Origin of the sequence: Paenibacillus sp. FSL K6-1318 (assembly GCF_037976905.1) — a bacterium.
GTDB classification, from domain to species: domain Bacteria; phylum Bacillota; class Bacilli; order Paenibacillales; family Paenibacillaceae; genus Paenibacillus; species Paenibacillus amylolyticus_A.
Map to the genome: position 1 here is coordinate 6,439,091 of NZ_CP150270.1, position 14,960 is coordinate 6,454,050.

The 14,960-nt window shown below is 48.5% G+C and carries 10 protein-coding genes and 1 pseudogene; 2 read left to right on the forward strand and 9 right to left on the reverse strand.

Going from position 1 to position 14,960, the window contains the following annotated elements; all coding sequences use genetic code 11:
• The first annotated feature begins 69 nt into the window (after positions 1-69).
• A complete protein-coding gene (locus NYE45_RS28850) occupies positions 70-588 on the forward strand; it encodes a cupin domain-containing protein (protein ID WP_340014917.1) in 519 nt (172 codons plus the stop codon).
• 169 nt (positions 589-757) lie between these two features.
• Here NYE45_RS28850 and NYE45_RS28855 read toward each other — a convergent pair whose 3' ends face one another.
• From NYE45_RS28855 to NYE45_RS28890, 8 genes and pseudogenes are all read right to left on the reverse strand, one after another.
• Entirely contained in the window at positions 758-1,840 is a 1,083-nt protein-coding gene (locus tag NYE45_RS28855) for a DUF1835 domain-containing protein (RefSeq protein WP_340014918.1), read from the reverse strand.
• A gap of 76 nt (positions 1,841-1,916) precedes the next feature.
• Positions 1,917-2,582, reverse strand: a complete 666-nt coding sequence (locus NYE45_RS28860; RefSeq protein WP_340014919.1) for a TVP38/TMEM64 family protein — start codon at positions 2,580-2,582, stop codon at positions 1,917-1,919.
• Between the two features lie 262 nt (positions 2,583-2,844).
• Positions 2,845-3,279, reverse strand: a pseudogene (locus tag NYE45_RS28865) (HNH endonuclease); the annotation flags it as partial.
• A gap of 1,570 nt (positions 3,280-4,849) precedes the next feature.
• Positions 4,850-6,025, reverse strand: a complete 1,176-nt coding sequence (locus NYE45_RS28870) for an acyltransferase (RefSeq protein ID WP_340014920.1) — start codon at positions 6,023-6,025, stop codon at positions 4,850-4,852.
• Between the two features lie 282 nt (positions 6,026-6,307).
• Positions 6,308-7,654, reverse strand: a complete 1,347-nt coding sequence (locus tag NYE45_RS28875) for a deoxyribodipyrimidine photo-lyase (RefSeq protein ID WP_340014921.1) — start codon at positions 7,652-7,654, stop codon at positions 6,308-6,310.
• A gap of 27 nt (positions 7,655-7,681) precedes the next feature.
• Positions 7,682-8,845 (reverse strand): response regulator, encoded by a 1,164-nt coding sequence (locus NYE45_RS28880; RefSeq protein ID WP_340014922.1) that lies wholly within the window; start codon positions 8,843-8,845, stop codon positions 7,682-7,684.
• A 99-nt stretch (positions 8,846-8,944) separates the two neighbouring features.
• Positions 8,945-12,040 carry an ATP-binding protein gene (locus NYE45_RS28885; RefSeq protein WP_340014923.1) on the reverse strand — a complete coding sequence of 1,032 codons (3,096 nt, stop codon included), beginning with the start codon at positions 12,038-12,040 and terminating at the stop codon, positions 8,945-8,947.
• 240 nt (positions 12,041-12,280) lie between these two features.
• A complete protein-coding gene (locus NYE45_RS28890; RefSeq protein WP_340014924.1) occupies positions 12,281-12,709 on the reverse strand; it encodes an SRPBCC domain-containing protein in 429 nt (142 codons plus the stop codon).
• A gap of 229 nt (positions 12,710-12,938) precedes the next feature.
• Here NYE45_RS28890 and NYE45_RS28895 point away from each other — a divergent pair, with 229 nt between their 5' ends.
• On the forward strand, positions 12,939-13,706 hold the full coding sequence (locus tag NYE45_RS28895) for a class I SAM-dependent methyltransferase (protein ID WP_340014925.1): 768 nt from the start codon (positions 12,939-12,941) through the stop codon (positions 13,704-13,706).
• 176 nt (positions 13,707-13,882) lie between these two features.
• Here the strand turns inward: NYE45_RS28895 and NYE45_RS28900 are convergent, their stop codons facing one another.
• Complete coding sequence (locus NYE45_RS28900; RefSeq protein WP_340014926.1) at positions 13,883-14,917, reverse strand: NADH:flavin oxidoreductase/NADH oxidase; 1,035 nt, start codon at positions 14,915-14,917, stop codon at positions 13,883-13,885.
• Positions 14,918-14,960 lie beyond the last annotated feature (43 nt).

A 14,960-nucleotide genomic window follows, 5' to 3' on the forward strand; every position in this document is an offset into this window, starting at 1 on the left:
GTATCATTTTACAATTGTTTTTTGTTCGTTCTTGAGGTTATCGGGTAATTTATAGGGAGGTGATATGAGATGAATGAACGGAAACAGGATATAGAGACGTTATTCCTTAAGGAGAACGGTGTAATTCCCAATCATCCGACCCTGCCTGTGCTCTTGTATAAGAACGTATGGGCAGAAGAGGCCCTTCATGCAGAATCGTTGTTGAACCGTAATGGATGGGGAAACAGCTGGTTGAATGGTGTGTTCAATTATCATCATTATCATAGTAATGCTCATGAGGCTCTTGCTGTGGTGAGCGGATTCGTGAAATTGATTCTAGGCGGAGAAAATGGACAGAAAGTTTACCTTCAGACAGGCGACGTTGTCGTGCTTCCCGCTGGAACAGGGCATAAACGTCTGGAGTCCAGCACGGACTTTCGTATTGCTGGGGCCTATCCCGGCGGCATGAGTTACAACACACGCACAGGTGAAGAAGGCGAGCTGCAGAAGGCTCTTCAGGAAATCCGAGAGGTTCCGATCCCGGATACCGATCCGGTCTACGGGGAACATGGACCGCTAATGGAAATATGGAATGGGAAGAAGTCATAACAGATATCATGAAGAGGAAAAAGAACTTTATTAGACAATGCACAGGAGAAAATGGTCCAGTATTCAAGCATGAACAAATAGACTGTCCCCCGGACAAGTAGGAGAATCATGCCGGAGTACAGTCTATATGTTTTTCTTCAATCTCTAATCTATCGCACGCAAGTAACTTTTAGTTCCGCTCCTTACTCGCAAGTCGGACACCATAGTATCTCATCGCATGTGGGATACCTTCCAACTCCAGTCGGCCCTGCAGCACAAGTTGACGTATTCGATATTCAATAAATGCGTCTCCCACAGTTTGTTCTAAATATCCAAGTACTTCACCTACAACACGAGCACATATTATAAATTCATCTGATTGTCTGGTTAATGTAAGATCTCTCACCTTTTGCATAATGAAATCATCAATTTCGTCCTCGGACACGCTATGAATCTTACTATCCTTCATTATTCGCAGATGGCCTTGTTGTTTAGAGAGAGAATCCCACTCTTGCTCCATCTGTTTGCGTTCTTCTGAAGACGCCGGCTCTGCATTTACACAGTGGTTCCACATGGCTAATAGCTTCTCAGAAACAATCTCTCCTGTTCTCCAAACATCATACTCAATCTCAGGGTTATGGAATAACTCCTGATACAGTTCACTTGTCTCGATCAGATAAACAGGACTCTTCCTGTTACGAAGCAAATGAATAGCATACAGAAGACCTGTCGTCTCATGGGCGTTATTAGCATACCAAATGGTTATTCTAGTCTCTTCATCAATGGAACTCATCACGTTATTTAATTGAATCAGTTCATCAATGCCTTTGATAGCGTAATTTCCGTGTTCACTTAAATGCAGTCGCTCCAGCAACCAGAGGTGTCTACGTTGTAGAACTATCTTATCAGTGAGATCCCCTAATGGGCCTATAGCATAGTAGTCATTCATAGAATAAAAACGTCGTCCCACGCGTCCAGGAACACTACCCATGGCAACCTTAATGCTACCCAACGGTGATTCACCAATCGCTAAATGAATTTCACGCGGCTTCTGTGTATCAAGCATTTGCTGCTCAGCTTGCTTCCGATTCCTCTCCTCGCCTAACCCCTCAAATATCCGCTGTACGCTCACCGCAAAATCAACTGAATGTTCTTCTGTCTGATGACTAACTGTCATGTCCGCGCTAAGATAGAGCATACGCAATAATGATCGAAGCTCTTCTTCGTTCATGCGATATAATTCTTTATCAAAATCAAAGACATTTTCAATCATACTAATCCCCCTTTAAAAAAGGTTCATCTCCAGGTAATTCATAAATACCACACAAATATACCACTGTATCCCGAAACTAGGAGGAAATCGATTTGCCAGTTGGTTGATTCAGATCATTCAGCTCTTCACCCTCTGACGATGACCGGGTAAAATGTCGCTCCAGTTTACGGCTTGCCCACAGGGATACCGCAATGAACAGCAATACGCCTACCCAGCGTACAGGATGCTCCAAAAATTGTTCCACATTGGAACCGATATACGTAACAGAGAAGATCATGATCGCTTTACCGCAGCCCACCGCAAGCAGGAAGGATAACAAGCGCATTCGTGCGATACCTGCTGCCACATTAATAATGACAAACGGACCTACCGGGAAGATACTCAGCAGGAAAACATAACCGAACGCGTTCCTCCGAATCCATACCATACTGCGCTGCACACGGGGTTTGCGTGCCCATCGTTCCACAAAAGCGGATTTCCCGATCTCCCGTACGATCAGAAATGTAACGGTGCAACCGAGGACCATGCCGATCCATGAATATAAAAACCCTGCCCACAGACCGTATACCGCACCGTTCACACCCACAATCAACAACGTTGGAAGTGGTGGCACAAATGATTTCATAAACGTAAGCAAAATTCCCGGTAACGGGCCCAGGGAGCGAAACTTCTCCAGCCAGAAACGAATATTTTCTTCCGTAATATAGGACATAATGTCCAATGCTGCCGGGGTCATCTGCATCCATCCAATCTATACAGTCTACCTTCTCAGGTTTGATGTTCACTATACATTTCATCATTCATATGGATGATGAAGCTTCTTTAGCAACTCCCTCCCAGTATAACGTACATCTTCGATGAACACCGTTGTCAATTTGAAGAAATTATTGCACAGCGAACTGACCTCCACTCCAATCAAAATTAAATCAAAAAAAGCACACCTCGACCTCTTGTGGTCTTGGTGTGCTTTTCATATCGAAACCCCGATCCTTCTTTGGGGGTATTTATCCTTCTTCCAGCTGCGCTTCCTGCATGGCCAGTTCAAGCAGTTCTGCCTGATGGGCAGCATTCCACTCAGGAATACCTGAGTTCATGAACTCTTCGGCATCCATAGCTGCTTTGGACTGGTTGCACAGATTACAGGCGCAGACACAGTTAAGCGGGGTGGTATGTCCACCTTTGGCACGCGGTAGCAGATGGTCGATCGTATCTCCATACGATCCACAGAAGTAACAGGTGTAGTGATCCCGGGTCAGAATATACCGCTTGAAATCCTTGTTGCTGAACAATCGGCGAATCGTGTACCGATTGACCACCACAGCAGCTTTTTCCTTGACCAGCGTAACCGCAAGCTCCATGTCCACTTCCTGATGCCAACGACGCCCCTTGTCCGTCTTGCCGCGCATCCGCACCATGCCTTGCCGGTTGGTCCGAAGCGAAGCCGGATCTTCCGGGTCGATGGCTACCGGGGTCGCCGGCGTCTGACGGCGGGGACGGCCGTCCATGCCAGCTGCGTGACTGCGGCTGGCATGCGCGGGTCGCTGCCCGGATGTACCGCGGGCAGCGTCTTCGCCGTTCGCCTTGGGCGCACGCTCCTTGCGCGCTTGGCGCGGCTTGGACCCTGGCGAGCCAGGCTGGCGCACGGGCGCAGGAGGCCCTGCCTCCGCAGCAGCCCCCGGCGCTTGCCCAGGCTCGCGCCTGGTGGCGGCAGGCTGTGCCTCCGCCGCCGAAGGTGCAGCGACCGTGGTGGCATCGCCACGGTCGCTCAGGGCCGGCGCATGGGCCTCAGCAGCTACGCTGCGGGCCTGCCCTGCGCCGGGCGCAAGCGCGGCAGCACGCTTGCGGCGCCGCTTGCGCTTGCGTTTGGCTGCGGTCGGTTGATCCGCAGCCATGGGCTCTGCTGCCGGGCCTTGCGGCGCAGCTGGCAGCAGAGCTTGGGCCGCCGCAGCCTGCTCGGCGGCCTGCACAGCAGCGGCAGCCTGCTGTGCAGTGCCCTTATCATTCGCAGCAGCATCGCTCTGCGAATGCCCTTCCCCACGCCAGCGCTTTACTGGCTGTGGCTCAACCAAGACCTCACCTGCCGAGCCATCATGCTCTAGGCTCGTCTCCGCTTGCTCATTGCCTGTCAGTCCTTCTGAACGCTTGCTCTTCCTCCGTCTTCTCCTCTTCTTCCGATTACCCGAAGAAGAGGCTGGGGAAGTCACCAAGTCAGCATGTTCATCGTCATTCGCAGACATCGAGTCTACTGAAGATTGAGACACCAGACGTCTGTCTGAAGACGACTCGGTAGCAGATCCCTGCTCCATGCCATGAGAGATCCGACCCGCTTCATTTTTCGCAGAGGCAGACGGTCTCGCAGTAACATCACGTGTCTCCAAGCCACCTCGTTGATGCCCCATCCGTTCATTCGTTTGCCCGCTCACGCTTGAACCCGCATCATGATCAGCCTGTCCACCAAGCTGACGACAGCTGCGGCAGGCTCCCCGTCTGGCTCCGGGACCTGCCCTCTTTCCGGTTCTGCGCCGGAATTCGGACATAGGTCGCTGTTGTCCGCAATACATACATGTCTTGGTCAGTCGCGCTTCTTGTTCCGTCTTTCCTTGCCGGAAAGGGGCTGGACCCGTCTCCATGTTGTCACCTCGGTTCCGTATGAATCCGGTTTCTTTCTATTGTATCACATCTGCTCGCGAACACCCTCATGGCCAAAGGCCTGATAATCTTTCGAATTGTACTCCTGAGTCTGTTCACTGCATTCGTGAAGAATGTGTTCCACATATTCCAATATATCTTGCATCGGTCTCCCGCATTTTTCGCATGTTGTCATTATTTTCACCTTAATCCTGTCGTCCATAATGTATTATCGTTCCGCCTTATGATTACCCCTCGTACATATAAAAGAAACACTCGTTCCCCACTTCTCGCATATCTGCATACATAAAAAAACCGCTTCCTGCTCTCCCCTAAGGTCGACCAAGAAACGGTTTATTATTCCTATATTGGAAATGTATCTTAACGAACGTCCAATTGCCCCGAGTTCTGTTGTGGTGCCAGACGTGGTTTCGGTTTTGGCAGATTGCCGAAGATCACCCATGCATATGGAACGAACCTTGCCGTCAATCCAACGACGATCCACGAAGCGATCAGAGCTACACCAAATCCTCCGGCATACCACAGATGCACTAACCAGGACACTCCTGTTTGCGGTGGATAATTCCGATACACCAGCAGGAAGAGCGGATGGATCAGATAGATACCAAAGGACAGTGCCCCAAGCCGATTCAGCGGCTTAACGATCAGAGACGGCCCTTTGCGGTAGAGTAGATAAGCAATCTGGATGAGTACCAGCGCACAAGCGAAGGTATGCACATTCCAGAAGAATTCATACCACAGCGTGTTATACGTTGCGATCTTCAGACGCAGCTGATAGTAGATGTACACATGACCCAGTCCGGCAAAGATCCACACCGCCCAGAGCAGAATCCATGAAGCTACGCGTCCTTTGGTCGCATTGGCGCGACTGATGACGAACCATTGCTTGATTTTAGGGAAATACACCCCGATGAATGCCCCCAGCATGAAATAGGAAAAGTAAGAGAACGCCCAGCTTCCCTTATTGGGTACCTGGAATCCATATTTATTGCTTACGATAAATGCCCATTGAATCAATAATCCAATCGGTACAGACCATTTGACCACGGAAGGATACTTCTTGAGCAGCCATAACACCAATGGGAATAACAGATAGAATTGCATGTTAATAAACACAAAGTACAGATGCGTATAGGCTTTACCCGTAAACAATTTCGTAATGAAACTTACAGCCGATTCGCCAAACGGTCGGCCCTGATAATGCGTGAAATGCAGAATAACAAAATACATCAATGAAAACAGGAAATACGGAAGTAAAATATACACAAATCTTTTCTTGTAAAAATTACTTACGAGTTTCTTGTCCAGCGGACGGGAATAATAGTTATAGAACAGCACGAAACTGCTCATAAAAATAAAGGTTGGCGTACCATATTTCATAAAGATATTAATAAAGTTGTACAGCCAATAATAGCCCGAACCGGTCATGTCCACCGTCGCGTAAGAAGTGGAATGCACGCTCAGTACGCCGATAATCGCCATGGCACGTACCAGATTCAGCTCCGGAATTCGCTCTCTTTTCAGTGTTTCACTCATGTTTAAAATTTCTCCTTCATTTGTTCGTCAATATGTCAGATATGACTTAATACGATAAAGCTCTCTATCTATTAAAAGGCATAATGCTTAAGATGGGTAGTCCATTTTCTTAACAATTCCTAAATTTTCATCATATTTCACACTATTTTCATGTCTATATATGTAAAAAAGACCGCGAGTACGCGGTCTTTGGAACATCCTGATTTCAACCAAATGATTGTTGGTTCAACCGGATGAGATTGGTATATTTGGGTGTGGGCATGAACCAGCCCCTGACTGAGTCTACTTCTGGCGGCTCGCCAGAATCTGTTTGTACACGTCAATAGCCGCCTGTCTCGATGCCTTCAGATCGACAATGGCATCCTTGCGCGGCTGATGGATGTCCTTGCTATGCAGATCCTTCAACTCAGGCAACCACTTCCGAATATAATCACCTTGCGGATCATACTTCTCGGATTGCGTTACCGGATTGTTCACGCGAAAATACGGAGCTGCATTCTCGCCAAGCGAAGCACACCATAGCCAGTTACCGCGATTCTGAATGTTATCATAGTCACGCAGCTTGCGCCTGAAATAGGCTTCACCCAAGGTAAACGGGCATTGCAGGTTTTTGGTGAGAAACATCGCCGTAAGAATCCGAAGCCGGTTCGGCATATGTCCGGTTTCGTTCAGTTCCGTCATCGCTGCATCAATAATCGGAATGCCTGTCTCCGCCTTGCACCAACGTTCGAAATGACCATCATGGAGAGTCGAGAGATCATACACCTTTTCATATGTAAAATAATGACTCTCATAGACCGCCCGATACAGGTAGAAGTCGCGGAAGCACAACTGTCTGATCCATTCTCCAGCCTCTGCTGTGCGATTCGCTGCATCATACATCTTGCGAATGGATACGGCCCCCACAGCTACGTAAGAACTGAGATGGCTCGGTTCGTAAGCCTCATATTCGTCCCGATGCTCACCATATTCAGCAATACGATGCGATAAGAATTGATCCAACAGCAGATGCGGGTCCTCATCATCCGAGCCACTGGACTCCAGCAACTCCGGAGGTACCTGCATCGCATCCGGCCATTCAATCTGTCGATCACTCACCTTCAGTTCTGCAACCGTTGTTGCCGAGGGAGGATTGGGATGTTCATTCATGAATTCCACCCACCGCCGATGGAAAGCCGCAAATACTTTATAAGGCTCCGACTTGCCTGTAAAATTAGCAAATCCATTTAGATCCATCAGCAAATGATCCGTCAGTTGCGTGAACGAAACCTCATGCGCCTCACTGACTTTACGTATACCCCTATCCCGCTCGATTGCATATGGTGTCATGTCCCGGTGGACCACAATCTCGTCAATCTCGCCATTGAATTCGTTCAGGATGAAATCAACCACTTCAGCTGGTTTGCCATAAGCAACATGCAGTTTTCGTTTGGCTTTAACATACTGCCTGCCTAATTCCGTTGCATGCTGCCTAAAATTCACACCGCTGTGTTCCTTCTCTCGGCCTTGCCGCAGGAGGAATGGATCATAGATGAGCACATGCACACTCTCTTCGTCGTGTTCCCGCAAATAATCGAATGCAGCCAGATCATCCGTACGCAGATCTTTGCGGTGTATGAATAACTTCATGCCTCACCGTCCTATCTGAAATTAAGGTTATTTGTCCGTCAGGTTCTGATATAACCTGCTTGTTTCGGGCTCCGGCTCATGTCCCAGATCTTCATCCAGGGTTAATGTAAATGAATGATATAAACGAAGTATGCCTTGTTGATCATCTATGGATGCATACACTTCCATCATGAGTCGACAGATTTCTTCCGAATAAGGTTCCCGTTCCTGCAATATCGTTAATTGCTCAATCGCTTCCCTACCTCGACCATGCATCATGTCCCATCTCGCGATATCCATTACCAGCCCTGTATACTTGCGTCTGAGTTCCCTTGCTTTGGCCTGCGCCCAATGATAATCATGCTCTTCCAGATAATCGGCACGATAGAGTGGAATCATATGCCTCAGGTCATCGACATTTTCTGGTGTAATGGCGTTGTAGACCATGGCTTTTTCGAATTGTTCCACATCACTCACCAGATTGCCTGATAACAGACGATAGCGGTTCATATTGTACTCCAGCTTGCCTGTCATGTTCCATTCCTTAAGCAGCTTTCGAATCTGGTACACGGAAGTATGTAGATGGGTTAGTCCCTTCTCCTGGGAAACATCACCCCACAGCTTATCCAGCAGAATCTCTTTGCTTACCCACTCTTCCCTGTGATGAAACAAAAAAGCAAACAATTCCTGCGATTTGGTTGTACGCCACTTATGCTTCTTGGCACCCTGATCCAGAGTTCTATAGATATCCAGATGTTTGAACGTAAGCAGCCCCGGCACTTCGGTATCCAACTCCACAGATACAGATTCCGATTCCTGCACCTCGGCGGTGGCTGCAACTTGGGAATGATGCGACATTATGCCTGCAATCCGATCGATGGTTTTGGCTAATCGTGTGGAGCTTACCGGTTTCAGTACATAATCCAGTGCATGCAGTTCGAATGCCTCTACCGCATGATCGGCGTAAGCTGTCACAAAGATAATACGAATACTCTGATCCAATTGCTGTATATATTCAGCCGCTTCCAGGCCATTCATCTCCGGCATTCCGATGTCCAAAAATACAACATCCACACGTTCGTTTGCCAGAAAATGAAGACCATCGCGCGCTGTTGAAAAACATTGCACGGGTGTAATTCGTCCGTCCGTTCGAAGAAGGCGCTCCAGATGAAGCTGCGCCGGCTTCTCGTCATCAATCACAATGGCTCTCACCGTTCATTCAGCCTCCTGCCATGAAAGATTCAATAGGAATACCGTTTTTATCGGCATCCGCTTATTAGTCTGTTAACCATAATTGCTCAATACGGCACATCATTTGGAATAATTCACCTTTTGCACAGGGATACGGAATCGGATCTGCGTACCTTGACCCACATGGCTATGAATCTCCAGTCCCTGACCATAGAGAGACATCAGGCGACGGTTTATATTTTGCAACCCTACACCTCCCGGACCTTCGGTTCGTCCAGACTTCACCTGAGCCATACGCTCAGGGGGGATACCGACGCCATCATCCTGAACCTGAACGACCACATGCTCGCTCTCTTTGAAAATTCTAAGATGAACTGTCCCGCCTGCTGCCCGCTCCATTACGCCATGGCGAATGGCATTCTCCACAAGCGGTTGGATGCTGAGAGGCGGCAGATACAGATGCACATCCGGTTCCACCTCATACTCGACCACCAGTCTTTCCTCAAATCTGGCCTGTTCCAAATGTACATACGACTCCACCAATTCCAGCTCTTTGGTCAAAGGAACAAGCTGCTCCCTGTTCTGGAAGTCAAAGCTTCCGCGCAGGTAATGACTTAATTCAATCAGCAGATCGGTTGCTTTGTCCGGATTCACTGCACAGGTCGCGATAATGACATTCAGTGCATTGTATAGGAAGTGTGGCTTGATTTGGGCCTGCAAAAAGGCCATCTCGGTCCGAATAGCCTCCTGCACAGAACTCCGCATCTCAATTAACGTCCGAACCCGGGCACGCAATTCACCGGCATCCACCGGTTTGCTCAGGAAGTCATTGGCCCCCGCCTGGAACCCATGCTTGATATCCTCAGGCAACCCCCGGGCGGTCAGCATCAGAATCGGTAACTCTGACAAGGAACTGTGCTCACGCAGTTTGCGACATAACTCAAGCCCGGACATTTTGGGCATCATCCAGTCCGTAATGACAAGATCAATCGACGGGAATTCTTCCCGAAGTTTCAATGCGGTGAACCCGCTATCTGCTGCGATAACCCGATATCGTTCCGTCGATAACAGGTTAAGCAATACCTGTCGATTCACGGGGTCATCATCTACAATCAGAATCGTGTGCTCCGCTTCCGTAGGATCATCCGGCTCATCCGATTCTCTTGTCACCAGCTCCTTCGCCCCTGCTCCATGTGCAGCAACATATCGGGCGGCAGTTGGTTTCAACTGAGACTGTAGCAGCGGTAACTTCATAACAGGCAAGGTAAAATGAAAGGTCGAACCTTGCCCCGGCTCCGATTCAACCCAGATTTCACCTCCGCCAAGCTCAACGAGTTTCCGTGTAATACTCAGACCCAGTCCGGTTCCATCATTTAATCGCTCGATCGTCCCGTTACTCTGCTCATACGCCTGAAAGATATCCTCCTGTTTGTCCAAGGCGATGCCTACCCCCGTATCAGCGACCGATACCTTCACCCAATCCCCTTCAACACTGGCGTACAACCGAATCTCACCTTGCTCAGTGTACTTATAGGCGTTACCCAGCAGGTTATACAGAATCTGCCGAAGGCGATCTTCGTCTGCCTCAACAAGCGGCAACGACTGGGGCCATTGCTGAATCAGTAAAACCGGCTTGTCCTCGAACGTGAATCCCGATACCTCGACCACGGTACGTGCAACGGATTCCAGATCGACAGCTACCCGTTTCAACTCAATCTCACTATTCTTTAACTTGGAAAAATCCAAAATGTCGTTAACCAATAGCGACAGCCGTTTGCCGGTTGAAGTAATCATGGACAGGTTTTTGGCTTGCTTGGGTGTGACCGCTCCAGCTGCCCCTTCCAGCATCGATTGTGCAATATTAATGATGCCGTGCAGCGGAGTTCGCAGCTCATGAGACGTGTTCGCCATGAACTCGTCCTTGAGACTGTCAATGGCAAGCAAACGCTCCGATAGAGCCTCCACGTCACGGAATGATTGTGCGAAGCGGATTGCCGTCACAATCATCTGGGCAAAAACAAATAATAAAAGTTCAATCAGCGCAAAGAACGCTGTATCTACGGTAGTGAACGCACCGAGCGTGTGCAATACAACAACCATCAGTATGCTCATCATGCTTACCAGTGCAAAATGGCTGTCATTCGGTCGTCCTTTTAACCAATAGAACATGGCTCGCAGCGTATAGAACATAACAACAAGTGAGATTAGCAGCATGGGAAGCTCAAGCATCGAGAATAGAGCCGGAGGGAATGTTAGGCCCACAATGGTCTGGGCAATGATTAGCACTACAGCGAGACGAACAAACCACTGATGAACTGCTCCTGGTACACGGGCATCCATATAGCGAAGCAAAAAGTAATAAGCAAAGGCTGAACTAAGGAGCTGAATCCGAAGCATCTCATTATTGGTCAGGAACGGTACAAACGTTCCCAATAACTTCTCCCCATGTGTCAGGGCGTATAACGCACCGGAAAGGCTGAACAATCCGAGAAAACGAAGCTCCTTCTCTGTACGCCGCAACCGGAACAGTAGCAGGAAGAAGGCGGCGGGCAAGATAAAGCCGAACAAGGTCATCAGATCCTTGAGCCAATCCTGCTGCTGGCTTTTCAGAATGCTATGCTCGTCTCCAAACAGAATGGGCGCCACAATGCCCCCAGACGAATAACTATAATTCGACACTTGAATGATAATGTCAGCCGTGTTGCCCTCAATGGATGTGAATCCCGTAAAGGGCAGATTTAATTGCACATCTGTATCCGGGGTCATTCCTGGCAGGCCTTTACCACCAATCTCTTTGCCATCGATAAACACCCGGTGAGCCATACGTATATTCTGCGTGCGGATACCATAATCGTTTTTCATCGTTCGGGGTGTAAGATGAACTTGCAAATGATAGGTTCCATACCCATGGGCTTGCCCCAAAGATTTGTTCCATCGTGCCGGAACTTGAGTGCCAGATGAAGCCGGCAATGGCTTGCGACCGGATACATTTGCTTCAATATCTGCCGGACTCAGCAACTGCCCAGGGTAGAAATCCCAGACACCCTTTAGAGACGCTGCACCCTTGCGATCAAAGTCCCACTGGGTCAAGTCAATGCTTCCATCCGTAGCCTGGGGGTTACTCCGTTCACTAATCAACGTTTGGGCAATCCAGCCCAGTGGAACAATGACAATGCATATGAAACTTATGGTCAGCATAATCCAGTGTTTTCTCATCTATGTATTCCTTCCATCCACAATGGCGATAGACGTCTAATTTTGTCGATTTATCACTATAATTCATGTTACACGTTTCTGGTGCTCACGGAAATAGTTTCCGTATCATAATCGGTCAACTTCATTATAATTTGAAGGATTTCTATCTGTTTCCGCCAGATCTTGGTACACCAAGAAACCTCAGGCCGAATTTCACCCGAATGAACGGGCGAAATGGCCTGAGGTTGATTAAATGAAGATTTATTTAACAACTTGAGCAAGCTTCTGAACGATTCCGACCCATCCCTGTTCCATACGTTCGCGTACGATGGCGTGGGCCTGTCCAAATTCAGTCAGTTTATCTGCATCCCAACCACTGTGAATCAGTGTGAAATCCGTACCTTCCGGCTGTTCATTCAGTTGAAACGTCAACGTCCAGTCCCTTCCCCAGCGAAATGATAATTTCTCTAGCGGTAGAACTTCCGTCACCTGACAAGGCGATTGACCGAAGGGGCCTGCTTCCAATATAAATTCGTGACCTTCCACAGGTTCCAGATTGCCTGGCATGAACCAGGAACCCAGTCCTTGCGCTGTCGAGACCGTCTCCCATACCTTCTCTATAGGTGCATGAAGCAATAGTTCCTGACGGATATCCGGCAGTGCACTTGATGAACTTGATGATGAATCCATTCGTATCACCTCCTTAATACATTTCATTTCGTATAACTACCCGAATAGAAGTTGACCTCCGCTTTATCCCCATCCTATAATTGGAACATATTACATAAAAGGTGCGTGATTCCTATGATAGTCTGCTCTGAAAAATCCAATTCCAACCGTTGCCGGAAGGGATAATCCCGCTCACTTCCCTTCCACGTTTTCATTTTAATACATTTAAATTGTGGGGGACACCTATACTATGTCATTCAGTTATTACGGTCCATTATGCACCGCCGTTTATGATCTAACGAAACCTGTGGGACACTCCTTGGGAGGAGACATTGAATTCTATCGCCGTTATCTTCAGGGCTGCAAAGGACGCATCCTTGAAGCCATGTCGGGATCAGGCCGAGTGCTCATTCCTTTGCTTGAAGCAGGCTTGAAGGTGGATGGACTTGATTATTCGACCGATATGATCGACTCTTGCCGTTCTCGTTGTATGGAGCGAGCATTACCCATGCCTGAGCTGTTCGTTGCCGATCTGGAGAAGCTTGACCTTCCATATCGATACGAGGCAATTATCATTCCCGGAGGTTCTTTGCTCCTCATTCAAGATAGAGAGGCATCCATTAACGCATTACGTAGTCTATTTCAACATTTGGAACCTGGAGGCAGGCTCGTATTTGATCTGTTTCTGCCCGATGTGACACAGCCCTCTTCGGTAGAAACATCAACCGTTTCATTACCTGACGGCGATACGATCACAGTAGAAGTGAGAACCATTGAAGTGAACCTTCTTCACCAATACAAAGTGAGTCTGATCCGCTACGAACAATGGCATCAGGGTGCTCTTGCTGCGACGGAGCTGCAACAACTTACCTTGCGTTGGTACGGCGTAGAAGAGCTACGTCTAATTCTCGAACACATTGGGTTCTCCGACATTAAGGTATATGCAGACTTTAAGCCGGATCAACCACCCACGCAGTCGAATCAAAAATTCGTATACGAAGCAACTCGAAGAGCGTAGCCATCCGTAATTTAGTCTACATGCTTCTCATCATACAAAATCAGGCCACAGCATGAGGTTTAACCATGCTGTGGCCTTTTTTTACTATATAAAATTTGCAATAACATTTACACGAAAACGAAGAGGACAGAAATAACTTGAAGAAGCGGCGCGGCAAGTGTAAATGTTAGAGCAAATTAGTATCCACGAGAATATTGCTCCGCAATGGCGGCTTGATCCTTGCTGACACCCAACTCCAGAGCCGCATGGTTCGCCCAGTACGGATCACGCAGCATGCCTCTGCCAACCGCAACCAGATCCGCATCGCCGTTGCCAATAACCGCCTGAGCCAGCGCTGCATCCTCCAGCATACCCACTGCAATTACAGGAACGTTCAGTTCTTCACGGAAACGACGGGCAAATGGCACCTGGTACCCCGGATAGTTCCCAGGTTTCCGTTGTCCGGAAGGTCCTTCTCCGCCTGAACTGATATGGAACATGTCCACGCCTGCATCTTGGTAGGTGCGAGCTATATTGATCGTGTGGTCGATGTCATACCCGCCATCTGCGTATTCTACAGCCGAAATCCGCAAAATCAGCGGCATGTCTGTTGGCATTTCTTTTTTCACTGCACGAATGACTTCAACGCCGAAACGGGAAAGATCCTGCCCATACACATCCTCGCGATGGTTCATCAGCGGAGAGTGGAACTGGTGAATGAGGTATCCATGTGCGCCGTGCAACTCAATGGCATCCACGCCAGCTTGTACCGCGCGGCGAACGCCGTCTGCGAACTTCTGTACCATAGCTTCTACCTCTTCTGTACTTAACGCACGAGGCTCCTTGTACTTTTCTCCCGGGAAAGTGACTACCGATGGGGCTACCGGTTGCGGAGCATCCTCTGCTTTTCGTCCCGCATGTGCGATCTGAATAGCTACTTTGGAGCCGTAAGCATGAATTCCATCAACAAGTTTGGTGAAGGCCGGCACATGCTCATCTGACCATATCCCCAAGTCATTATCAGTAATGCGTCCATCCGGATCGACATCCGTCATCTCGATTACAATCAGTCCAGTACCTCCAACCGCACGACTCACATAGTGAACCTGATGCCAATCGTTCGGAATGCCGTCCTTCGCCGTCACGGAATATTGGCACATCGGTGCCATGACGACACGGTTATTTAATTGCAAACTTTTGAATTGATAGGGCGAAAATAATTGCTCCGTCATGTATACTGCATCTCCTGTTCCTTGATCATGATATATATGAAGC

What these genes read in the sequence shown, in the direction of transcription:
- NYE45_RS28850 (WP_340014917.1), top strand. Translation starts at nt 70, where the DNA reads ATGAATGAACGGAAACAGGATATAGAGACGTTATTCCTTAAGGAGAAC.
- NYE45_RS28870 (WP_340014920.1), bottom strand. Translation starts at nt 6,025, where the DNA reads ATGAGTGAAACACTGAAAAGAGAGCGAATTCCGGAGCTGAATCTGGTA.
- NYE45_RS28895 (WP_340014925.1), top strand. Translation starts at nt 12,939, where the DNA reads ATGTCATTCAGTTATTACGGTCCATTATGCACCGCCGTTTATGATCTA.
- NYE45_RS28875 (WP_340014921.1), bottom strand. Translation starts at nt 7,654, where the DNA reads ATGAAGTTATTCATACACCGCAAAGATCTGCGTACGGATGATCTGGCT.
- NYE45_RS28860 (WP_340014919.1), bottom strand. Translation starts at nt 2,582, where the DNA reads ATGCAGATGACCCCGGCAGCATTGGACATTATGTCCTATATTACGGAA.
- NYE45_RS28900 (WP_340014926.1), bottom strand. Translation starts at nt 14,917, where the DNA reads ATGACGGAGCAATTATTTTCGCCCTATCAATTCAAAAGTTTGCAATTA.
- NYE45_RS28885 (WP_340014923.1), bottom strand. Translation starts at nt 12,040, where the DNA reads ATGAGAAAACACTGGATTATGCTGACCATAAGTTTCATATGCATTGTC.
- NYE45_RS28855 (WP_340014918.1), bottom strand. Translation starts at nt 1,840, where the DNA reads ATGATTGAAAATGTCTTTGATTTTGATAAAGAATTATATCGCATGAAC.
- NYE45_RS28890 (WP_340014924.1), bottom strand. Translation starts at nt 12,709, where the DNA reads ATGGATTCATCATCAAGTTCATCAAGTGCACTGCCGGATATCCGTCAG.